The organism is Microbispora sp. GKU 823 (assembly GCF_002027145.1).
Taxonomy (GTDB): domain Bacteria; phylum Actinomycetota; class Actinomycetes; order Streptosporangiales; family Streptosporangiaceae; genus Microbispora; species Microbispora siamensis.
The window spans coordinates 1-21076 of record NZ_MWJN01000032.1 but is presented as its reverse complement, the minus strand read 5'-3'; the positions used below and the strand labels follow the sequence as shown (position 1 = coordinate 21076).

The window sequence follows — 21076 nt, the reverse complement described above, 5'->3', positions numbered from 1 at the left end:
CCGGACCATTCGCCGCGGGAGGGGTGAGATCGTGCTCGAACGCCGAGCGCGTCCGTCCACCCGTTTAGGCAGGAAGTTCGCGAGGGCCGTGTCCGAGGCTCGTCAGGATCTCGCCTATCGCCCGCGTCTGCCCCGCCCGGGGCGCCTGCGCAGGACGATTCCCCTCATCGCCGTGGCGCTCGTCACCGTGCTGACGGCCGACGTGCTCGTGCTCGGGGAGCTCGGGTCGGAGTCCGCGAACTCGGGCGTGGTCACGGCCCTGTCCGACCGGCGTACGGGCAACGGCTACGTGGCGGCGGCCCGGCAGGCCCGCGACGTGTCGTCCCCGACGCCGGGGCGCCAGGCCCCGGTCGCCCAGACGGTGACGCGGCAGCCGGTGGCCCCGCTGCAGCGGCTGATCCGCCCGCACCTGTTCGTGGTGGCCAACCGGCCCCTTCCCCCCGAGGTGGTGGAGAAGGTGCGCAAGCAGAAGGGCGTGACCGCCGCCGAGGTGACCGGCGCGGCCGACGTGGTCGTGGACGGCAAGCGGGTGCCGACGATGGGCGTCGACCCGTCCACCTTCCGTTCGTACACGCCGAAGGTGACGGCCTCCTCGGACGAGTTGTGGCGCAACATCGCGGCCGGGGACATGGCGGTCTCCTTCGAACTCGGCAACGACGGCGGCGTGCAGCTCGGCTCGCAGGTCCACAGCGGCGTCAGGCGCCTGCGCATCGGCGCGTACGCCACGGTGGGCATGGGCTCGATCGCGGCGATCGTCTCGAAGGGGACGGCGGCGGCGCTCGGCATCCCGGACGGCAACGCCCTTGTCGTGAGCGCGCCGAAGGTCGACTCCCGCAAGCTCCGTCTCAGGCTGCTGAAGATCCTGCCCAAGGGCAGTCAGGTCGCCACGATCAACCCGGTGGTGGTGACGCCCAAGGGACGCACGGTGTGGCCGCAGACCGCGTTCATGTCCGCGGAGCAGCTCAGGGTCGCGCTCACGGCGGCCGTCAGCAAGCTCGGCCGGCCGTACGTCTGGGGCGCCGAGGGGCCCGACAGCTTCGACTGCTCGGGGCTCGTGCAGTGGGCGTACGCGCAGGCGGGCGTGCGCATGCCGCGGGTGACGTACCAGCAGTGGGTCACCGGGCCGCAGGTGCCGCTGTCGCAGGCGCAGCCGGGCGACCTGCTGTTCTGGCGCAACGACCCGACCAACCCCGGCTACATCTCGCACGTCGCCATCTACTGGGGCAACGGGAAGATGCTGCACGCCCCGCACACCGGCGACGTCGTGAAGATCGCGAACGTCTACACCAAGAACCTCGCCGGGGTCGTCCGGGTCAGTCCGCAGCTCTCCGCCCGCGTCCGCTGACCGCACCGGCGGCCAGGCCGTCCAGCACGAGCGAGAACAGGTGCTCGCGCCGCTCGGCGACGACCGGGCCCTGCTCGGCGATCCAGCCGACGGCGCTGGTCAGCGCGAACACGTCCATCCCGTCGACGTCGGGCCTGATGTGGCCGTCGTCCTGGGCTCGTTTGACCAGGCGTCCTGCGGCCTCCCGCATGGCGGAGCACGACGCGTGCAGAGGAGAGTCCTCGTCGCTGATCGTCGTCATCATCGAAGCGGTCAGGCCGCGGTAGGCGCTCGCGCCGCGGAGAAACTCCCGCAGCCACTGCCGTAGCGCCTCGTGGGAGTCGCCCGCGCCCTCCAACTCCTCCGCGCGGGCCGCCAGGTTGTCGAACCGCTGCCGGAGCAATGCCTCCAGCAGGGCCTCTCGCGTGGGGAAGTGGCGGTAGAGCGTGCCCATGCCGACCTCGGCGCGCCGGGCGACATCGCGCAGCGACGCCTGGGTCCCCTGCTCCTCCACCACGGTCCTGGCGACCTCCAGGATGCGCTCGTAGTTGCGCTGCGCGTCCGCGCGCTGCTGTCGGCCCGTCATGCGTCGATCCTCGCACCTTGACATGTGGAGCGGTGCTCCGCTTATTATCCGGAGCATCGCTCCGAATCGTAGTCGCCCAGGAGGATCGATGCCCACGATGAAGGCCGTCCGCATGCACCGGACCGGGGAGCCCGGAGTTCTGGCGATGGAGGAGGTTGCCCGCCCCGAGCCGGGAATCGGAGAGGTGCTCGTCCAGGTCCACGCGGCGGGGATGAACCCGCCCGACTGGTACGCCCGCAGGGGCTTCGCCAACATCCCGGAGGAACTGCGGCCCACGATTCCCCTGCCGTACACGCCGGGCTCGGACATCTCCGGCGTGGTCGCCGCCGTCGGCCACGGCATCACCGAGTGGCAGGAGGGCGACGAGGTGTTCGGCCTCGTGCGCTTCCCCTCTCTGGAGCGCGGGGGAAGGGGATACGCCGAGTACACCACCTCGCCCGCGTTCCACCTGGCCCGCAAGCCGGTGAACCTCGGCCACGTGGAGGCGGCCGCCGTGCCGATGGCCGGGCTCACCGCCTACCAGTACGTCTTCGATCACATCAAGCTCGGCGAGGGCCGCAGAGTGCTGGTCAACGGCGCCGCCGGCGGGGTCGGCCACTTCGCGGTGCAACTCGCCAAGTTGCAGGGCGCGTACGTCATCGGGGTCGCCTCGGGGCGGCACGAGACGTTCCTGCGTGAGCTCGGGGTGGACGAGTTCGTCGACTACACGACCACCCGTGCGGAGGACGAGGTGCGGGACGTGGACGTCCTCATCGACACCGTGGGCGGGCCGGACGCGCATAGATTTCTGCCGGTCCTGCGGCCCGGCGGCGTGATCAGCCCGGTCTTCCACGGCGAGTACCACCGGGAGCGGGCGGCCGAGCTGGGCATCACGTTCCGGTCGGGCCAGGTCCACTCGGACGGAAAGCAGATGGCGGAGCTGGGGCGCCTGCTGGAGGAGGGCCGGCTGCGCGTCGGCCTGGACTCCGTCTTCCCGCTCGCCGAGGCCGCGAGGGCCCACGAACGGGCCGAACGCGGCCACATCCAGGGCAAGATCGTCCTTCGGGTCGTGCCGGACCAGGCGGACTAGACGGGCAGTCCGGCCTCGAGACAGCCGAGAGCCTCGTCGACCAGGTCGGGCAGCGGGGTGGCGCCGCCCCGCTCGACCCAGGTGAACATGGCCGGGAGCAGGACCCCCATGACCGCGCCGACGAGGGCCCGTACGGCGAGGTCGCGGGGGTCGCGGCCCGCCCGCTCCGCCACCGCGCCCGCGAGCATGTCGATCGTGTCGAACAGTCCGTCCAAGGTTCGCGCGCGCAGGGCGGGCACGGAGGCGGACAACTTGGCCCGGGCGAGCACCTTGTCCAGCTCCTCGGCCCGCATCGACGCGAAGGCCGTACGGAAGGCGGTGCGCAGCGCGGTCAGCGGGGGCAGGTCCGGCGGCTGAGCCTTGATCATCTCCAAGATGACCTGGTCGTAGTCGCCCCGGGCGACCACGTCCTCCTTCGTGGGGAAGTAGCGGAAGAACGTGCTGGGGGAGACCTCCGCCGCCTCCGCGATCTGCTCGATCGTCGTGGCCTCGTACCCTTGCTCGGCGAACAGCCGCAGGGCCTCCTCCTGGATGGTCCTGCGGGTCTTGGCCTTCTTGCGCTCGCGCAGGCTCGTGACAACGCGATCCGAGGGGTGCGGGGTCCGGTCGGCGCGCTGTGGTGAGCTCATGTCCCGATTCTGCCGTTCTTCCCCACCCCTGCCCATACTCCCCGCTAGGAGGACGCACCGAGCCGAACGCACTGGGCCATTGCCGAGTTGCGATGTAATGTTGATTACATGAATTCGGAAGAACAGTTGAGTGCCTGGTTCGCCGGCCGGCTGCCGGAGAACTGGTTCGCCGAGTCCCCCAAGGTCGTGGTGGACCGCGAGGAGATCACCGTGCTGGGCACGCTTCCCCCGCTGTCGGTGGCCGAAGGGCTCCCCGACCTGGAGCGCGCGGCGGCGATGGAGGGGTACGTCGAGCGGTTCCGCGAGGAGACGCGCGAGCGCAGGATCGACATCGCCAGGGAGGCCGAGCACCGCTTCCGCCGCAAGGTCTCCTGGGGCGTCGTCGTCGGTGACGAGACAGTGATGTTCACCACTCTTTCCGTCCCCGTCATGACCCGGCTACGCCAGCCGGAACGGCAGGTCCTCGACACCCTGGTCGCCGCGGGTGTCGCGCGCAGCCGCAGCGACGCGCTGGCCTGGTGCGTCCGGCTCGTCGGCAAACACACCGACAGTTGGCTCGCTGACCTGCGCGATGCCCTTCAGCACGTGGACCGGATCAGGGCGGAAGGCCCCGGCGGATTGGACTGAACCAATTCCCGGAGAGGTCTGGACCATTCGAATTGGCCTATACCAATGTGTAAGGCCGGTCAGACGGGTAAGGGGGAGAAGGACGTTTTTTCAACAGGGCCAGGGTGGGTAAGGTCCCACAGCATCACGGCCGCTGCCTGGGCCGATGCTGTCCGAGGCCGTGAAGTCGATAATGGCGACGATTTAACGGAGTGGAAACAGGGTGGTCTACTCCAATTGGATTCGGAAGCCATTCGTCGCTGATGATGCTCTGGCCCTGAGAGATTAAGGAGCCGCCCCCGTGTCCATTTCAGTAGAGGTACCGACGCCTACCACTCACAGCGATCTGGCCGCCTGGGTGAGCCAGATCGCGGAGCTGACCCAGCCGGACCGGATCGAATGGTGCGACGGCTCCGAGGCCGAATGGACGCGCCTGACCAACCTTCTGGTCGAGCAGGGCACCTTCACGCGGCTGGTCAAGCGTCCCAACAGCTTCTACGCGGCCTCGGACCCGAGCGACGTCGCGCGCGTGGAGGACCGCACGTTCATCTGCTCCGAGCGTGAGGAGGACGCCGGGCCCACCAACAACTGGATCGCGCCGGACGAGATGCGCCGGACGTTCGCCACGCTGTTCAAGGGCTGCATGCGGGGCCGGACGATGTACGTCGTGCCGTTCTGCATGGGCCCCCTGGGCGGGAACATCTCGCAGCTCGGCGTCGAGATCACCGACTCGCCGTACGTCGTGGTGTCGATGCGGATCATGACCAGGATGGGCGAGGCGGCGCTGCGCCTCATCGAGGAACGCGGCGACTTCGTCAAGGCGGTCCACTCGGTGGGCGCGCCGCTGGAGCCCGGCCAGGCCGACGTGCCGTGGCCGTGCAGCCAGACCAAGTACATCAGCCACTTCCCGGAGACCCGCGAGATCTGGTCGTACGGCTCGGGCTACGGCGGCAACGCGCTGCTGGGCAAGAAGTGCTACGCGCTGCGGATCGCCAGCGCGATGGCCCGCGACGAGGGCTGGCTGGCCGAGCACATGCTGATCCTGAAGCTCACGCCTCCGCAGGGCGAGGCGCGGTACGTCGCCGCGGCCTTCCCGTCGGCGTGCGGCAAGACGAACCTCGCCATGCTCCAGCCCACGATCCCGGGCTGGAAGGTCGAGACGATCGGCGACGACATCGCCTGGATGCGCTTCGGCCCTGACGGCCGGCTGTACGCGATCAACCCGGAGGCCGGCTTCTTCGGGGTCGCGCCGGGGACCGGCCAGTCCACGAACGCCAACGCGATCGAGACGCTGTGGGGCAACAGCATCTTCACGAACGTCGCGCTGACCGACGACGGGGACGTCTGGTGGGAGGGCCTCACCGACGAGCCGCCCGCGCACCTCACGGACTGGAAGGGCCGCGACTGGACGCCGGAGTCCGGCGAGCCCGCCGCGCACCCGAACGCCCGGTTCACCACCCCGGCCGAGCAGTGCCCGACGATCGCCCGCGAGTGGCAGGACCCCGCCGGGGTGCCGATCTCGGCCATCCTGTTCGGCGGCCGCAGGGCGACCGCGGTGCCGCTGGTGACCGAGTCGCTGAGCTGGCAGCACGGCGTGTTCCTGGGCGCCAACGTGGCCTCGGAGAAGACCGCGGCGGCCGAGGGCAAGGTCGGCGAGCTGCGCCGCGACCCGTTCGCCATGCTGCCGTTCTGCGGCTACAACATGGGCGACTACTTCGCGCACTGGCTCAAGGTCGGCAAGATGACCGACCCGGAGAAGCTGCCCAAGATCTACTACGTGAACTGGTTCCGCAAGGACGCGAACGGCCGCTTCGTGTGGCCGGGCTTCGGCGAGAACAGCCGGGTGCTCAAGTGGATCGTCGACCGGCTGAACGGCGTGGCCGACGCCGTGCCCACGCCGATCGGCAACCTGCCGGCCTCGATCGACACCGAGGGCCTCGACATCGCGCCCGAGGACATGGAGCTCCTGCTCAGCGTCGACCCCGAGGTGTGGCGCGAGGAGGCCGCGCTGATCCCGCCCCACTTCGAGACCTTCGGCGACCACATGCCGAAGGAGCTGTGGGACGAGTACAGGGCACTGGTCCAGCGGCTCGGCTGAGCCTCGCTTACGGACGGCCCGCGCACCCGCTCCCTCGGACGGAACTTTCCCCGTGAAGGCTTCGTCTACGGGATAGACGGGGCGCGGGCCGTCCGGCCCGGTTCGGGGCCCCTCCTTCTCCCCCAGAGGAGGGCGTACGTGGAGCTGGTGCTCGTCGTCGCCGCGGCGATAATCGCGGCACTCGTCGTCACGACCGCTCTCGCCGTCCCCAGGGAGCGGCGAAGAGCCAAATCGGTGTTCGGAGCGTCCGGGCTCGACCTGGACGCCTACGAGCTGGCCTTCCTGGCGGGAGGGCCGGCCCGTGCGGTCAACACGGCGCTCGCCTCGCTTGCGGTCCGCGAGCAGGTGCGCGTCGCCCGCGGCGGCAGGGTCACCGCCATTGCGGATGCTCCCACGACCTCCGCCGACCCCGTCGAGCAGGCCGTGCTCGACCTGGTCACGCGGCCCGGCGGGGCGAGCGCGGCCGAGATCAGGCGCCGCGCGGGTGACGGCTCCGCGGTGGCGGAGCTGAGGCGACGCCTGATCGCGCAGGGCCACCTGCTTCCCGACGGCTTCCTGGAGGGCGCGCGCCGCCTCAACGCGCGCCTGCGCGCCCTCGCGGTGCTCGCCCTCGCCGCCGCGGCCGTCACGCTCGTGCTGATCGTCTTCACCGGGACCCTCGCCTCCGACGCCGCGAGCTGGGCCGCGTTCGCGATCGCCGCGATCTCCGGCGGATGCGCCCTGATCGCATCCGTCACGTACGCCGCGTCCCTGCGGGATCAGCTGAGCCATGCGGGTGAGGAGGCGCTGCGGCAGGCGCGCGAGAGGCAGCCGAGGGGCGTGCTCGCGCACGGAACCGCCGGCGCGCTCGGCGCAGGGGGGCGCGGCGAATCTCGCCGCGGTCACGGCGATCGCCCTGTACGGCCTGGGCGAGCTCGGCGATCCGCACCTCGCGGGCCAGATCGCGGCGGAGGACGCCATCGCCCGCCGCTCCTTCGACAGCGGCGACGGGTCCTCGGGCGGAGGCCCCTCCGTCACGGGCGACAGCGGCGGCGGCGACGGCGGGGGAACGGGCTGCGGTTCGAGCGGGTGCGGCTCCGACTCGAGCGGCTGCGGAAGCAGCGGTTGCGGCGGTGGCTGCGGCGGCGGGTGCGGCGGTGGCTGAGGGCCGGTTCGGGAGGTGGCTGCCGTCCGGCAGGCGTGGCCGGGAGCACAAGAGGCACGCCGCGGGTGCCGCTCAGGGCGCCGCTTCGGGTGGCGGGCAGGGGGCCGGTCTCGGTGTCGGGATCGGCTGGCGGCCGGAAATCGACCTCACGGTGGAGCGGTTGCCCGGTGTCGGGTTCGTCGAAGTGATCGCGGAGAACGTCGATCCGGCCCGGCCGCCCGAGTCCCTGTCCGTGCTGCGCGCCGCCGGGGTGCCCGTCGTGCCCCACGGCGTGGGCCTGGGCGTCGGCGGCGCGCACCGTCCCGATCCGGTCCGGCTGGCGCGCCTCGCGGCGTGCGCCGAGGCGCTGGGCGCCCCTCTCGTCAGCGAGCACGTGGCCTTCGTGCGGGCCGGTGCCGTGGAGGCCGGCCACCTGCTGCCGGTCCCGCGCACCAGAGAGGCGCTGTCGGTGATCGTGGAGAACGTGCGGGAGGCGCAGGACGCGCTCCCGGTGCCGCTCGCGCTCGAGAACGTGGCGGCCCTGTTCGGCTGGCCGGACGACGAACTGACCGAGGCGCAGTTCCTCGGCGAGCTGGTCGAGCGGACGGGCGTGAAGCTGCTGGTCGACGTGGCCAACCTCTACACGAACCAGGTCAACCTCGGCCTGGACGCGAGGCGGGCACTCGACGCGCTGCCGCTGGAAGCCGTCGCGTACGTCCATGTGGCGGGCGGGCACGCGCACGACGGCCTGTGGCACGACACGCACACCTCGTCGCCTCCCGCCGAGGTGCTCGACCTGCTGACCGAGCTGTGCGCCCGGGTGACGCCGCCCGGCGTGCTGCTGGAGTGGGACGACGCCTATCCCGGCGACAGCGCGCTGGCGGGCGAGCTGGGGCGCATCCGAGAGGCGATGTCCCGTGCCTGAGCCGCCTGTGTCCCCGGTGTCCGCGGCGGAGGCGCGGGCCGCGCTGGCGGCCGCTCAGGCGGAGCTGCTGGCGGCCCTGGTGGCGGGCGGACGCGTGCCGGACGGCTTCGACCCCGGCCGCGTGGCCGTCCAGGCCCGTGGGCTGCTGGCCAAGCGGCGCGGCTCGGTCCGCCCGCGCCGCCCCCGACCTCGCCGAGGCCCTCGGCGCCGAGTTCGCCGGCTGTTCGCGGAGTATGCCGCGGACACGTGAAGCCCGAGGGCGGGTCGAGGGCGGACGCACGGGACTTCGCCGCCTGGCTGCGGGCACGCGGGCGACTCTGACCACGCGAGGCGGGTTACCCCGGCCCTGTCCAGGAAAGCCTGAGGAGGGCAGGGCATGCCGTTCGCCCGCGATAATTGGTGATCGAGCCCCACCGTCGCGAGGAAGAGGGTCGAGTGAGCGAGCGCAGCGAGCGAACCAATAAACACAGCGCGTTTCGCGAATGCGACTCCGAGCCGCCAGGCGAGGAGGTGGCATGAGCATGCGCGATCTCGTGTACAAGCTGTACGAGCGCAGGCTCGAACGCAAGCTGTCCTCCGACCAGATCCCCCGCCATGTCGGCGTCATCGTGGACGGCAACCGCAGATGGGCGCGGGCCATGGGCCTGCGGGACGTCAGCCGGGGCCATCAGAAGGGCGCGGACAAGATCTCCGAGCTGCTGGTGTGGTGCCGCGAGGCCGGGGTCGAGTACGTGACGCTGTGGCTGCTCTCCACCGACAACCTCGCCAGGGACAAGGCCGAGCTCGAGCCGTTGCTCCAGGTGATCGAGAACCTCGTGCAGGATCTCGTGGACCAGGGATGGCACCTCAACCCCATGGGCTCGCTCGACCTTCTGCCCGATCACACGGCTCGTGTCCTCAAACACGCAAAAGAAACCACATCGCATCGTCCAGGCCTGATTGTGAACGTTGCCGTTGGGTATGGAGGAAGGCGTGAGATCGCTGATGCGGTGCGCTCCCTCCTCCAGGAGCACGCCAGCAAGGGCGCGAGTATCGAGGACCTCGTCGAGGTCCTCGACGTCGAGCACATCGCGGAGCATCTCTACACGCGCGGCCTGCCCGACCCGGATCTCGTCATCCGGACCTCGGGAGAGCAGCGACTCTCCGGATTCCTGCTCTGGCAGAGCGCCCACTCCGAGTTCTACTTCTGCGAGGCCTACTGGCCCGACTTCCGCAGAGTCGACTTCCTGCGGGCGCTCCGCTCGTACGCCGCACGGCACCGTCGGTACGGCTCCTGAGACGGTACGTGACCAGCATCTTTTAGCCTGCGTAAACCTATTGGGCTGGGGAGATTCGTTACGTAACGTAGTAGCTGAGCGGCCGTCGAGGGGATCGGCGGCCATCACCTCGGGAGAGGGCCCGTCCTTGCGCGACCACCATGCGAGGAGGGCCGGAGCCCCGGTCTGCCCTCGCAGGTCACGGGCCCGGTCCGTTCACCACCAGTCAAGGCAGGGCGCCCACCTCAGGCGCCCGGGGGAGAACGCGTGGCAGTGTCCTCGAGCAACCCGTCCACATCCCGCACCTACGTTCTGGACACGTCCGTCCTGCTCGCCGACCCGGCGGCGATGAGCCGCTTCGCCGAGCACGAGGTCGTCGTCCCGATCGTCGTCATCACGGAACTGGAGGCCAAGCGCCACCACCCCGAGCTCGGCTACTTCGCCCGGGAGGCTCTGCGCTTCCTCGATGACCTCAGAGTGCGGTACGGACGGCTGGATGAGCCCATGCCGATCGGCGACGGGAACATCCGGGTCGAGCTGAACCATAGTGATCCGTCCTGCCTCCCGGCGGGCTTCCGCCTGGGTGACAACGACACCCGCATCCTCACCGTCGCGCAGAACCTCGCGGCGGAGGGCAAGGACGTGGTGCTGGTGTCGAAGGACCTGCCGATGCGGGTCAAGGCGGCGTCCATCGGCCTGGCCGCGGAGGAGTACCGCGCCGGCATGGTGGTCGAGTCCGGCTGGACCGGCATGGCGGAGCTCCAGGTCACCACGGAGGAGATGGACGCCCTCTTCGAGTCCGGCACGGCCGACATCGACGAGGCGCGCGACCTGCCGTGCCACACCGGCCTGCGGCTGCTGTCGAGCCGCGGCTCCGCGCTCGGCCGCGTCCTGCCGGACAAGTCGGTACGTCTGGTGAGAGGCGACCGTGAGGTCTTCGGGCTGCACGGCCGGTCGGCGGAGCAGCGGATCGCGCTCGACCTGCTGATGGACCCCGACGTCGGCATCGTCTCGATGGGCGGCCGCGCCGGCACCGGCAAGTCCGCGCTGGCGCTGTGCGCGGGCCTGGAGGCGGTGCTCGAGCGCCGCCAGCACCGCAAGATCATCGTCTTCCGCCCCCTGTACGCCGTGGGCGGCCAGGAGCTCGGCTACCTGCCCGGTTCGGAGAACGACAAGATGGGCCCGTGGGCCCAGGCGGTCTACGACACGCTGGGCGCGGTGACGTCCCCCGAGGTCATCGAGGAGGTCATCGACCGGGGCATGCTGGAGGTCCTGCCGCTGACCCACATCCGCGGCCGTTCCCTCCACGACGCCTTCGTGATCGTGGACGAGGCGCAGTCGCTGGAGCGCGGCGTGCTGCTGACCGTGCTGTCCCGCATCGGGGCCAACTCGCGGGTCGTGCTCACCCACGACATCGCCCAGCGCGACAACCTGCGGGTGGGCCGGCACGACGGCGTCGTCGCCGTGGTGGAGAAGCTCAAGGGCCACCCGCTGTTCGCCCACATCACGCTGACCAGGTCCGAGCGGTCGCCGATCGCCGCCCTGGTGACCGAGATGCTGGAGAACATCACGCTCTGATCCGTCACGGAGGGAGATGGCCGTCCTTGGGGGCCAGATCCCAGAACTCCCGGCAGGTGTGGACCTTCAGGGGGCCGTTCCTGTCGGGAGTCGCGTGAGCGATCTCCACGGCCCAGATCTCCGGGCGCAGCCGCGCCGTACAGGTGATCTGGGCCATGGCGGTCCTGGTGATCTTCCAGCCGCTCACGAACAGCCGTACCCGCAGGCTGAGGGTGTTGTCGGGGTCGTTGCGGCTGCCCGCGTCCGGGGTGTACCTGACGAGCTGCACCTGGGCCAGCGTGAGCCCGGTCAGCGCGGTGGACAGCCGGTTCGACGGCCGCCCGCTGGCCGCGAACAGCGCGTCCAGCACGTCGTTGACGTGCGGCGAGCGCGCCGCGACCCGCGTGGGCCACAGCCGTCCGTCCCGCAGCAGGTAGATCGTGACGAGGGTGGGGGTGCCGCTGATGACCGGCGCGGGGCCGGCGTCGACCACCCCGGTCGGCACGACCCCGCAGGCCGCCGACACCATGAGCAGCCCCGCGAACAGGGCCGCGACCGCGCGTCCGATTCGTCTCCTCATGGTTTCGGGATCCAGACGCGGAAGAGGGTGCCGGGTTCGCAGCGCTCGGCTGTGATCGAGCCGCCGTGCAGTTCGGCGTTGGCCTTGGCGATGGCCAGGCCGAGGCCGCTGCCCACGCTCCTGGCCCGGTCGGTGCCCGCCTTGTAGAAGCGGTCGAAGACGTGGGGGAGGACCTGCTCGGGGATGCCGCTCCCATGATCGCGCACGGTCACCTCGAGCGCTCCGTGCTTGTCGCCGCCGACCGCCACCCGCGCGCTCACCACGACGGGAGGCGCGCCGTGGTTGAGCGCGTTGCCGACGAGGTTGGCCACGATCACGTCGAACCTCCGGGCGTCCAGGGAGAACGTGAGCCCGACGGGCACGGTGAGCTTGACCCGGTCCGCCCAGCCCCGCACCTCCAGGCAGTCGGCCAGCGCGTCGCCCACGTCGACGGTCTCCCGGCGGAGCGTGGCGGCGCCCGCGTCGAACCTGCTGATCTCGATGAGGTGCTCGACCAGCACCCGGAGCCTGTCGATCTCGCGGACGACGATCCGCACGGCCTCCCCCGCGTCGTCCGGCAGGTCGTCGGCGTCCTCCGACAGCATGTCCGTCACCGCGGTCATCGCGGTCAGCGGTGTGCGCAGCTCGTGGGAGACGTCCGCGACGAACCGCCGCGACATCGACTCCAGCGTCCGCAGCTCGGAGACCGTGTCCTCCAGCGCCGCCGCCGTCTCGTTGAACGTCGCGGTCAGCTCCGCCAGCTCGTCCCTGCCTCGTACGGGGAGGCGGACGTGCAGCTCACCGGCGCCGAGCGCGCGGGCGGCCGCGCCCAGCCGCCGTACGGGCAGCAGCACCCGCCGGGCCGACAGCAGGGCCAGGGTCAGCGCCAGGGCGAGCGTGATGCCTCCGGCCTGCGCGAGGGCGGCCTTGAGGCGGGACAGCACGGCCGCCTCCTCCGCCAGCGGCACGAAGACGTAGGCCGTCAGGCCCGTGGGGCGCAGCACGCCGTCGCGGGTGGCCCGCTGGATCTGCGTGGCGACGATCAGCCACGGGTGGTCCCTGAGCACCACCCTCTGGTAGACCAGCCGCCGGGCCGCCTGCCAGCGGAGCTGGTCGGGCACGTCGCTCATGGTGAAGCCGGCCCCGGTGTTGGAGCGCCGGTGGTCGCCGTAGGTGACGATGACGGTCCGCTCCGGGGCCTCGAGCGCCTGCACCACCCCGCCGAGGTCCTCCTCGGTGACGGTGGTGTCGCTCGGCCAGACCACGTCGCTCGCGCCGATCGGCAGCGTGATCCTGGACAGCGTCTCGCGGACGTCGGCGACCGCGCCCCGCTCCGCGCGCTCCAGGAGCCCCCGGCGGACGATCTGGTATCCCAGGCCCGCCACCATGGCGGACGCGGTGACCGCCACCAGCAGGAAGGTGATCACCAGCCGGGCCCGCAACCCGGTGGGCACCCAGGTCATGGCGGGCTGAAGCGGTACCCGAAGCCGCGCACGGTGTGGATGTAGACGGGATCGGCGGGCACCGGCTCGATCTTGGCCCGGATGCGCTGCACGCACGCGTCGACCAGCCGTGAGTCCGCCACATGGGTGTGGTCCCAGACGGCGCGCAGGAGGTAGCGGCGGTTGAGCACCTGGCCGGGATGGCGGACCAGTTCGAGCAGCAGGCGCAGCTCGGTCGGGGTGAGGTGGATCTCCTTGCCCGCGAGGCTCACCTTGAGGGCTCCGCGGTCGATCACGAGGTCGCCGAAGGTGAGCCGGTCGGGCGAGGCCGACTCCAGGCGGCGCAGGATGGCGCGGATGCGGGCGTCGAGCACCCGCGGCTCGACCGGCTTGACGACGTAGTCGTCCGCACCGGCCTCCAGCCCCACCACCACGTCGAGGTCGTCGCCCCTGGCCGTGAGCAGGATGATCGGCAGCGGGTCGAGCCTGCGGATGCGGCGGCACACCTCGACCCCGTCGATGCCGGGCAGCATGACGTCCAGGATCGCGATCTCGGGGCGCCGGGAGCGTACGTGGTCGAGGGCCTCCTCGCCGGTGGCGTACGCGGTCACCGAGTGGCCCTGCCGGGTGAGCGCGAGCTCGAGTCCGGCACGGACCGAGGGGTCGTCTTCGACCAGGAGGATGCCTGCCACCCGGTCATTATGGTGCGGACCCCACCAATTCCCCTATTTGTCACGACCTTGTGACCTGGTCCGGACGCCGTTGTCAAGAAGCGGGAGCAGGCTGGTGCCGGGCACCCATGCCTCTCCCTGTGGCGCAAAGTGTGAGCAAAATCACATTATTGGGGAAAGTCCATGTGATCGGCGGTCGGGTCAAGACGTCACCAAACAGGTACCACGATTCGGTTGCGGAGCACCCCCCACCACAGGGCAAGCTCATAAGCCGTGAGCTCTGGTCAGCAGTTGAAGGATCGCCCCCGCGCCCCCCGCTCCCGGCGGGGAGGAGACGAACGCTCCGGCTCCGGCTGGCTGACCGCCAAGCGGATCGTGATCCTCGGCGTCAGCGTGGTCGTGGTGGCCGGCGGGGCGACCTTCGTGATCCGTACCTCGATGGAGCACAACAACGCTCCCAAGCAGGTGCTGGGCCCGGACAGCTTCCTCGCTCTCGATCCGAACGCGCCCGACCCCGAGTCCGACATCCTCAAGGAGCAGGCGGTCCAGGCGCTGCGCAAGGACAGGCTGCAAAGCACCCGCGAGGACCGGAAGAAGGGGCTCGACCCGGTCGAGATCGTCCAGAAGGCCCCCGGCGGCGGCGGCTTCACCCCGGCCGACTTCCCGCCCGGCTCCACCCCGGACCCCGGCAGCAACAAGGCCCTCGGCAAGCAGATGGCCGAGGCGCGCGGCTGGGGCGGCGAGTGGGGCTGCCTGGAGAAGCTGTGGGACAAGGAGAGCCACTGGAATGAGCGGGCCATGAACCGCTACAGCGGCGCCTACGGAATCCCCCAGGCGCTTCCCGGCAGCAAGATGGCCAGCGCGGGCTCCGACTGGCAGACCAACCCCGCCACCCAGATCAAGTGGGGTCTCGGCTACATCGCCGGCCGCTACAAGACGCCCTGCGGCGCCTGGGGGCACTCCCAGTCCACCGGTTGGTACTAGTCGCGGCACTGGTCCGCGAAACTCTGGTCAGGGTTTCTCGACCTTTCGGCAAGCCCGCGCGTACGGCGGGGGTCGCACTGCACCCTTGGCCTCATGGGTGTGAAGGTCAGCGTGGTTATGCCCGTGTCCAACCCCGGGCTGTCGAACGACGCCTTCGGCGCGTGTGTGCGCTCGGTGCTGGAGCAGTCGCTGCCGCCGGACGAGTACGAGGTCGTCTTCGCGGACGACGGGTCGACGGACGGGACCCGCAGGCGGCTCGACGCGATCGCCGAGCAGCGCGACAACGTGCGGGTCCTGCACCTCGACCACAGCGGCTCGCCCGCGCGCGGGCGCAACGTCGGCCTGTCGGTTGCCCGCGGCGAGTACGTCTACCTGCTCGGCCAGTACGACAGGCTCGAGCCGCACGCCCTGGAGCGGATGTACGACAGGGCCGTGGAGACCGACGCCGACGTGCTGATCGGCAGGCTCGCCGACCAGGGGCCGCCGCCGGCCGCCTTCGCCCGCGACCGGGACCGGGCCGACGTGCTGCGCGACCACCTCCTCGCGCTGCCGACGGCGCACAAGCTGTTCAGCCGCGACTTCCTGGAGACCTGCCAGCTCCGCTTCGCCGACCGGCCGCTGTCGGAGCAGACCTTCGTGACCAGGGCGTACCTCGCCGCGAAGGTGATCGCCGTGCTGGCCGATGAGATCTGCTGCCACCTGGGCCCGCACCAGGAGGAGGGGCCGGACGCCGAGGCGCTCTTCGACGGCCTCAACGCGATCTTCGATGTGGTGGACGCCTACACCGAGCCGGGCGCGCAGCGGGAGCGCATCCAGGCCCACTGGTATCGGACGCTCGGGCTGCGCCGTCTGGCGGGCGCGCGGTTCCTCGCCGCGGAGCCCGACGAGCGGATGGTCCTGTTCTCCTTCCTGCGCCGCTTCACCCTCGACCGCTTTCCCGCCGCGCTCGACGTCCACCTGCCCGCGCACCTGCGCGCCCGTACGGCGCTGCTGCGCCAGGACCGCCTCGACGCGCTGGTCGCGCTCGCCGAGGCGTCCAGGGGCGCCAGGCTCAGCGCGGAGCTGCGGGATTTGCGCTGGGACCAGGGCGTGCTGCTGCTCGACCTGAGCGTGGAGATCCTGCGGGCCGGGGGCGCTCCGCTGTGGCTGCGGCAGCGGGGCGACCGGCTGCTGTGGACCCCGCCCCCCGGAGTCGAGGGCCTGCTCGACGGCCTGCTCGACGACGAGGGCGCCGACGTGACCGACGCGGTGCGCAGGGCCCGCGTCGAGGTCTGCGTCCGCCACATGGAGACCGGGGTGGTCCACTCCCTGCCGGTCACCTGCTCGGTGGGCCGTGCGGGCCTCGGGGACCAGACGCGCGGCGACCAGGTGCGCGTGTGGGTGACCGGCCAGGCTCGCCTCGACGCCGGGGAGGCGGCCCTCGGGCGGCCGCTGCCCGCCGGGCTGTGGGAGGTCCACGTGCGTATGCGGGGCGTCCAGGCGGGCCGCACCCGTGTGGCCCGCCCCGCCCTGCCGATGAGCTGCGCGGGCGCGCTCGCCGGCGAGCCCAGGCGGCTCGTCGTGCCCTGCTGGTCGGAGCGCGGCGAGCTGGGCGTCTGCGTGGAGCCGAAGTCGTTCCCCGAGTCGATCGCGCTGGTCTCGTCCCGGGCCACCGTGGCCCGGCAGGACGGGCACGTCTTCGTCGTCGTCCCCGTGCCGTACGTGCCGCCGAGCGGCGGGCCGCCGGCCGAGCTGGTGCTGCGCGAGCAGGACGGGCGCGGGCGCAGCATGATCGTGCCCGCGCTGGTCGAGCCGGGGATACCCGGCCGGGTGGCCGGGCAGCTCGTCGCGCGGGTGCCGGTGAGCCGGATCGGCGGGGACGACTGCCTCGGCCCGGGGTCCTGGCGGCCCGCGCTGCGGGTCGACCAGAAGGACGTGGACCTGCTGTTCGGGCTGACGGTGCGCCGTGGCGGGCAGGTGTCCGTCCTGCCCGCCGGGGCTTCGCCGCAGGCCCCCTCACTGCTGCGGCGCCTCGCCGTCCGCGTCCTGCGTGACCGCCGATAACTGTTCCGCCGACTATCCGCGCAGGTGCGCGAGCAGGGCCGTGCGGAACTCCGCCGGCCTGTCGAGGTGCGGACCGTGGCCCGCGCCCTCGACGACCACCTCCCGGTAGGCGCCGTAGCGGTCCAGCGCGGCCCGCGTCTGGGTGACCATGGGCTGCGCGGGCGTGCCGTCCCAGCCGGGCACGGCGCCGATCGCCCCCAGGTGCGCGAGGTCGAACAGCGAGGTGTCCGAGACGATCACGTCCTGGTCGCCCCTGATCCACAGGATGGGCGGCTTCGGGTCGATCTCGTGCAGGTCGTCGATGCGGAAGTTCGTCGGCGCGATCGTGTTGAGCACGCCCCGCTTGCCGGGGGCCACGCCCGGCCAGGCGTCCGAGGGCAGGGAGTCGCCCGGGTAGTGGTCGTCGCCGATCCGGGTGGACAGCATCGACTCCACGAACGCGTCCTCCTCCTCGCCCAGGTCCGTCCCCGCGGCGACGTACGTGGCGCGCAGCACGTTCCGGGGCGAGACGGGGGAGTCGGCCGACCGGTCGCCCGCCTGGAGCGCCGCCACGAACTCGGGGTTGGCCGCACCGCCGCCGGAGCCCACGCCGTCGGGGCTGGTCAGCACGCCGTCCGGGCCCGTGGTGCCACCGAAGCCGTACGGCGAGACGGGGTTGACCAGCGTCGCGCTCAGCACCGCCGTGGGCCGGTCGCGCATGGCCTGCATGACGACCCCGCCGCCGAGGCTCCAGCCCACGAGGTGCGCCGGCCCGATCCGGTCGAGCAGCGCCAGGACGTCGTCGGAGTAGTCGCGCACGCCCCGGCTCGCGTCCACCGGCTCGGGGTCGGAGTCGCCGAAGCCGCGCAGGTCGAGCGCGTACGGACGGAACCCCTCGGCCGCGATCGCGGTCATCGTCGAGTGCCAGAACGCGCTGGAGGAGACGTTGCCGTGCACGAACAACACCGGGTCGCCCGACGAGCCGGGCACCGACAGGACGTTGAGGGTCAGCCGGGGAGTGCTGACACGCTCGGCGGATATGGGCAGGGTCATGGTGTTGCTCCCAGTGTGCAGGTGTTCTCGAGGTCGCCCGTGGCCGGGCGAGGCAGGGTCGCGCTCGGGGGCGGCGGCGTGCCCGTGCCGATCCACGCCTCCAGCGCGGTGAACGCGCTGCGGAAGCACGGCAGCAGGGGCCGCAGCCGGTCGGGGAAGGCCGGATAGAGGCTGTCGACGTGGGTGCCGTCCTCGATGCGGTAGTAGCGCAGCAGCCGGTCGCGGTGCCGGTCGGCGATCATCTTGGCGTAGACGTCCGAATCCTCGCGGATCGGCAGCAGCGCGTCCAGGGTGCCGTGGACGACGATGAGCGGCCGCTTGATCTTTCCGGTGACGCTCACCCGCGCGACCGCCTGCTTCACCGCCGCGGGCCTCGAGGCGTAGTCGTAGTCGGTGTCGCAGCCGGGCGTGCCGGAGGCGCAGAACGGCGTGCCCGCCTCGGCGTCGCCGTCGTAGGTGGGGTCGAACTCCTCACGGAAGACACGCTGGGTGAAGTCCCAGTAGTACTGGTAGTGGAACGGCCACAGGAAGTCGGACTCGGGCGCGAAGCCCGCCGCCGCGACCCCGGCCGTGTCGCCCTTCGCGTACGCGCGCAGCGCGGGCGGCAGGAACGTCAGCAGGTTGGGCCCGTCGGCCGTGAAGAGTGTGCCCTCCCAGTCGACGCCGCCGTCGAACAGGTCGGGACGGTTCTCGATCTGCCAGCGGACCAGGTAGCCGCCGTTGGACTGGCCGGCCGCGATCGTCGTGCGGGCCGGCCTGCCGTACCGCTGCCGGACGACGGCCTTGGCGGCGACCGCGAGCTCGCTCACCCGGCGGTTCCACTCGGCCACCGCGTCGCCGGGCCGTACGCCGTCGCGGTAGAACTGGACGCCGGTGTTGCCCTTGTCGGTCGCGGCGTACGCGTAGCCCTTGGCCAGCGCCCAGTCGGAGATCGTGAAGTCGTTGGCGTAGGTCTCCCGGTTGCCGGGCGACCCGGCGACGACCAGGCCGCCGTTCCACCGCTCCGGCAGCCGGATCACGAACTGCGCGTCGTGGTTCCAACCGTGGTTGGTGTTGCCGGTGGAGGTGTCGGGGAAGTAGCCGTCGATCTGCACGCCGGGCACGCCGCTGGGGTTGACGGCGCCGGGGGAGTTGAGGCCCGACCAGTCCGACTGGTCGGTGTGGCCGGAGGCCAGCGTGCCCTTCGTGGTGAGATCGTCGAGGCAGGCGATCACCTGCTTCTGCGCGCCCGGCACGATCACGTTCGGGCAGGCCGCGGCCTCGGACGGGATGGCGGCGGCCAGGGGGAGGGCCAGCGCCAGTGCGGCCAGCATGACGGAACCGGGGCGCATCAGGCCTCCTTCACGATCGCGGCGGTCTTGGCGGCGCCCGAGGTCGGTTCGATGGCGGACAGGTCGCGGTCGCGGGTCTCCCTTGAGGCGATCACCGCGATGATCGTGAGGATCGCCGCCGCCACGACGTAGACGGAGACCGGCACGCTCGATCCGTACGCGTCGAGCAGGGCGACCGCGATCAGCGGGGCCACGCCGCCGGCCGCGATCGAGGCGAGCTGGTAGCCGATCGAGACGCCCGAGTAACGCATCCGGGTGGCGAACAGCTCGGAGAAGAACGCCGCCTGCGGGCCGTACATCGCGCCGTGCAGCAGCAGGCCGACCGTCACGGCCACGGTGACCAGGGCGAAGTTCTTGGTGTCGATCAGCGGGAAGAACGCGAAGGCCCACAGGCCGACGCCGACGGCGCCGAGAAGATAGACCGGCCTGCGGCCGATCCGGTCCGACAGCGCGCCCCACAGCGGGATCGTGACGAAGTGGAACGCCGAGCCGATCAGCACCGCGTTGAGCACGGTGCCCTTGGGCAGGCCCGCCGCCGTGGTGCCGTACACGAGGACGAACGCGGTGATCACGTAGTAGGAGACGTTCTCGGCCATCCGGGCGCCCATCGCCACCAGCACGTCCCGCCAGTGGTGGCGCAGCACGCCGAGGATGGGGGCCTTGGGCGCGGGCTCCTGCCGCTCCAGCGCCTCCTGGAACACCGGCGACTCGGCGACCGTCAGCCTGATCCACAGGCCGATCAGCACGAGCACGCCGGACAGCAGGAACGCGACCCGCCAGCCCCAGGCGAGGAAGGCGTCGTCGGGCTGCACCGCGGCCAGCAGCGCCAGCACACCGGTGGCGATCAGGTTGCCGCCGGGAGCGCCGGCCTGCGGCCAGGACGCCCAGAAACCGCGGTTGCGGGGGTCGCCGTGCTCGGAGACCAGCAGCACCGCGCCGCCCCACTCGCCGCCGAGGGCGAAGCCCTGCACCAGGCGGAGCGCGGTCAGCAGCAGGGGCGCGCCGGCGCCGAGGGCGGCGTACGTCGGCAGGCAGCCGATCAGGAACGTCGACCCGCCCATCAGGAGCAGGCTGATGACGAGCAGTCGCTTGCGGCCGAGCCGGTCGCCGTAGTGACCGAAGACCAGGCCGCCGAGGGGCCGGGCGACGAAGCCGACGGCGTAGGTGAGGAACGCCAGCAGGGTGCCGGTCAGCTCGTCCTCGGTGGGGAAGAACAGCTTGTTGAAGACCAGTGCGGCGGCCGAGCCGTACAGGAAGAAGTCGTACCACTCGATGGTGGTGCCGATCAGGCTGGCCCCGACGACCTTTCCGATCCGGGCAGGTGGGGTGTTTGCCATGGGAACTCCTCCGATGGGGGGTTCCGCACACGGTATGCAGTGACCGAGGTCACTCCTATGGGGTCCCGCCACACACCTCAGGCGTCCGGCATGTGGGTGCGCAGCCGGTGCAGCCGCAGGGCGAGCTGGATCTCCAGGGCGCGCTCGGGCTCCTGCCAGTCCTCGCCGAGCAACTGCCCCACCCGGTCGAGCCGCTGGGTCACCGTGTTGACGTGGATGTGCAGGGCCTCGGCCGTACGCGACAGCGAGCCGCCCGTGCCGAAATAGGCGTTCAGCGTCTTGACCAGGGCGGTTCCCCGGCGCGCGTCGTAGTCGAGCACCGGCCCGAGCGCGCCGGACAGGAAGCCGGACACCTCGCGCCGCTCGCCCACCAGCAGGCCGACGAAGCCCAGCTCCTCGGCGCTCGCGCCGTCGCCCGTACGGCCCAGCGCCACCAGCGCCCCGGCGCAGCGCCGGGCCTCCTGATAGGCGGACGCCACCGCCGTCACCGGCCCGGAGGCCGGC

General features: G+C 71.5%; 20 protein-coding genes. 11 read left to right on the top strand and 9 right to left on the bottom strand.

Translation table 11 applies throughout. The features are described from left to right. Positions 1-88 precede the first annotated feature (88 nt). On the top strand, positions 89-1345 hold the full coding sequence (locus tag B1L11_RS18605) for a C40 family peptidase (RefSeq protein WP_256862673.1): 1257 nt from the start codon (positions 89-91) through the stop codon (positions 1343-1345). Here the strand turns inward: B1L11_RS18605 and B1L11_RS18600 are convergent. Further along, positions 1314-1910, bottom strand: coding sequence for a TetR/AcrR family transcriptional regulator (locus B1L11_RS18600; protein ID WP_079315665.1), 597 nt, complete (start codon positions 1908-1910; stop codon positions 1314-1316). The genes B1L11_RS18605 and B1L11_RS18600 overlap by 32 nt on opposite strands. Before the next feature lie 88 nt (positions 1911-1998). Between B1L11_RS18600 and B1L11_RS18595 the strand changes: the two genes are divergently transcribed. Beyond that, positions 1999-2979 carry an NADP-dependent oxidoreductase gene (locus B1L11_RS18595; RefSeq protein WP_218671185.1) on the top strand — a complete coding sequence of 327 codons (981 nt, stop codon included), beginning with the start codon at positions 1999-2001 and terminating at the stop codon, positions 2977-2979. Here B1L11_RS18595 and B1L11_RS18590 read toward each other — a convergent pair. Continuing rightward, entirely contained in the window at positions 2976-3608 is a 633-nt protein-coding gene (locus B1L11_RS18590) for a TetR family transcriptional regulator (protein WP_079315664.1), read from the bottom strand. The two genes, B1L11_RS18595 and B1L11_RS18590, sit on opposite strands and share 4 nt — an antisense overlap. Positions 3609-3716: 108 nt before the next feature. Here B1L11_RS18590 and B1L11_RS18585 point away from each other — a divergent pair, with 108 nt between their 5' ends. The 7 genes from B1L11_RS18585 to B1L11_RS18555 all read left to right on the top strand — a co-directional run bounded on the left by B1L11_RS18585 (position 3717) and on the right by B1L11_RS18555 (position 11194). Next, complete coding sequence (locus B1L11_RS18585) at positions 3717-4235, top strand: hypothetical protein (protein ID WP_079315663.1); 519 nt, start codon at positions 3717-3719, stop codon at positions 4233-4235. Between the two features lie 280 nt (positions 4236-4515). Then, entirely contained in the window at positions 4516-6312 is a 1797-nt protein-coding gene (locus tag B1L11_RS18580; RefSeq protein ID WP_079315662.1) for a phosphoenolpyruvate carboxykinase (GTP), read from the top strand. A 138-nt stretch (positions 6313-6450) separates the two neighbouring features. Further along, the gene (locus tag B1L11_RS51165) at positions 6451-7644 is read left to right on the top strand and encodes a TIGR04222 domain-containing membrane protein (protein WP_079315661.1); all 1194 of its coding nucleotides are present in this window, start codon (positions 6451-6453) and stop codon (positions 7642-7644) included. Beyond that, positions 7617-8360 carry a DUF692 domain-containing protein gene (locus tag B1L11_RS18570; protein WP_256862672.1) on the top strand — a complete coding sequence of 248 codons (744 nt, stop codon included), beginning with the start codon at positions 7617-7619 and terminating at the stop codon, positions 8358-8360. The genes B1L11_RS51165 and B1L11_RS18570 overlap by 28 nt, the downstream gene beginning before the upstream one ends. After that, the gene (locus tag B1L11_RS46925) at positions 8353-8610 is read left to right on the top strand and encodes a hypothetical protein (RefSeq protein WP_218671184.1); all 258 of its coding nucleotides are present in this window, start codon (positions 8353-8355) and stop codon (positions 8608-8610) included. The genes B1L11_RS18570 and B1L11_RS46925 overlap by 8 nt, the downstream gene beginning before the upstream one ends. 265 nt (positions 8611-8875) lie before the next feature. Next, positions 8876-9637, top strand: a complete 762-nt coding sequence (locus B1L11_RS18560) for an isoprenyl transferase (RefSeq protein WP_079315659.1) — start codon at positions 8876-8878, stop codon at positions 9635-9637. Positions 9638-9883: 246 nt separating this feature from the next. Further along, positions 9884-11194 carry a PhoH family protein gene (locus tag B1L11_RS18555; RefSeq protein WP_079315658.1) on the top strand — a complete coding sequence of 437 codons (1311 nt, stop codon included), beginning with the start codon at positions 9884-9886 and terminating at the stop codon, positions 11192-11194. Positions 11195-11198: 4 nt separating this feature from the next. Here the strand turns inward: B1L11_RS18555 and B1L11_RS18550 are convergent, their stop codons facing one another. The 3 genes from B1L11_RS18550 to B1L11_RS18540 are packed head-to-tail and all read right to left on the bottom strand — an operon-like array spanning position 11199 to position 13866. Then, positions 11199-11753 carry a hypothetical protein gene (locus B1L11_RS18550; RefSeq protein ID WP_079315657.1) on the bottom strand — a complete coding sequence of 185 codons (555 nt, stop codon included), beginning with the start codon at positions 11751-11753 and terminating at the stop codon, positions 11199-11201. After that, complete coding sequence (locus B1L11_RS18545; protein ID WP_079315656.1) at positions 11750-13195, bottom strand: cell wall metabolism sensor histidine kinase WalK; 1446 nt, start codon at positions 13193-13195, stop codon at positions 11750-11752. Before B1L11_RS18545 ends, B1L11_RS18550 begins: the two co-directional genes overlap by 4 nt. Next, entirely contained in the window at positions 13192-13866 is a 675-nt protein-coding gene (locus B1L11_RS18540) for a response regulator transcription factor (RefSeq protein WP_079315655.1), read from the bottom strand. The genes B1L11_RS18545 and B1L11_RS18540 overlap by 4 nt, the downstream gene beginning before the upstream one ends. 270 nt (positions 13867-14136) lie before the next feature. Between B1L11_RS18540 and B1L11_RS18535 the strand changes: the two genes are divergently transcribed. Both B1L11_RS18535 and B1L11_RS18530 read left to right on the top strand, forming a co-directional pair. Then, positions 14137-14829 (top strand): transglycosylase SLT domain-containing protein, encoded by a 693-nt coding sequence (locus B1L11_RS18535; RefSeq protein ID WP_256862671.1) that lies wholly within the window; start codon positions 14137-14139, stop codon positions 14827-14829. A gap of 93 nt (positions 14830-14922) precedes the next feature. Continuing rightward, on the top strand, positions 14923-16872 hold the full coding sequence (locus B1L11_RS18530; RefSeq protein WP_079315653.1) for a glycosyltransferase family 2 protein: 1950 nt from the start codon (positions 14923-14925) through the stop codon (positions 16870-16872). A 12-nt stretch (positions 16873-16884) separates the two neighbouring features. Here B1L11_RS18530 and B1L11_RS18525 read toward each other — a convergent pair whose 3' ends face one another. The 4 genes from B1L11_RS18525 to B1L11_RS18510 all read right to left on the bottom strand — a co-directional run. Continuing rightward, a complete protein-coding gene (locus B1L11_RS18525; protein WP_079315652.1) occupies positions 16885-17904 on the bottom strand; it encodes an alpha/beta fold hydrolase in 1020 nt (339 codons plus the stop codon). Next, positions 17901-19235, bottom strand: a complete 1335-nt coding sequence (locus B1L11_RS18520; RefSeq protein WP_179155210.1) for a 3-hydroxybutyrate oligomer hydrolase family protein — start codon at positions 19233-19235, stop codon at positions 17901-17903. The genes B1L11_RS18525 and B1L11_RS18520 overlap by 4 nt, the downstream gene beginning before the upstream one ends. Further along, complete coding sequence (locus B1L11_RS18515) at positions 19235-20572, bottom strand: MFS transporter (protein WP_079315651.1); 1338 nt, start codon at positions 20570-20572, stop codon at positions 19235-19237. The genes B1L11_RS18520 and B1L11_RS18515 overlap by 1 nt, the downstream gene beginning before the upstream one ends. Before the next feature lie 77 nt (positions 20573-20649). Continuing rightward, a partial coding sequence (locus tag B1L11_RS18510) for a CdaR family transcriptional regulator (protein WP_179155209.1) occupies positions 20650-21076 on the bottom strand: 427 nt, incomplete at its 5' end.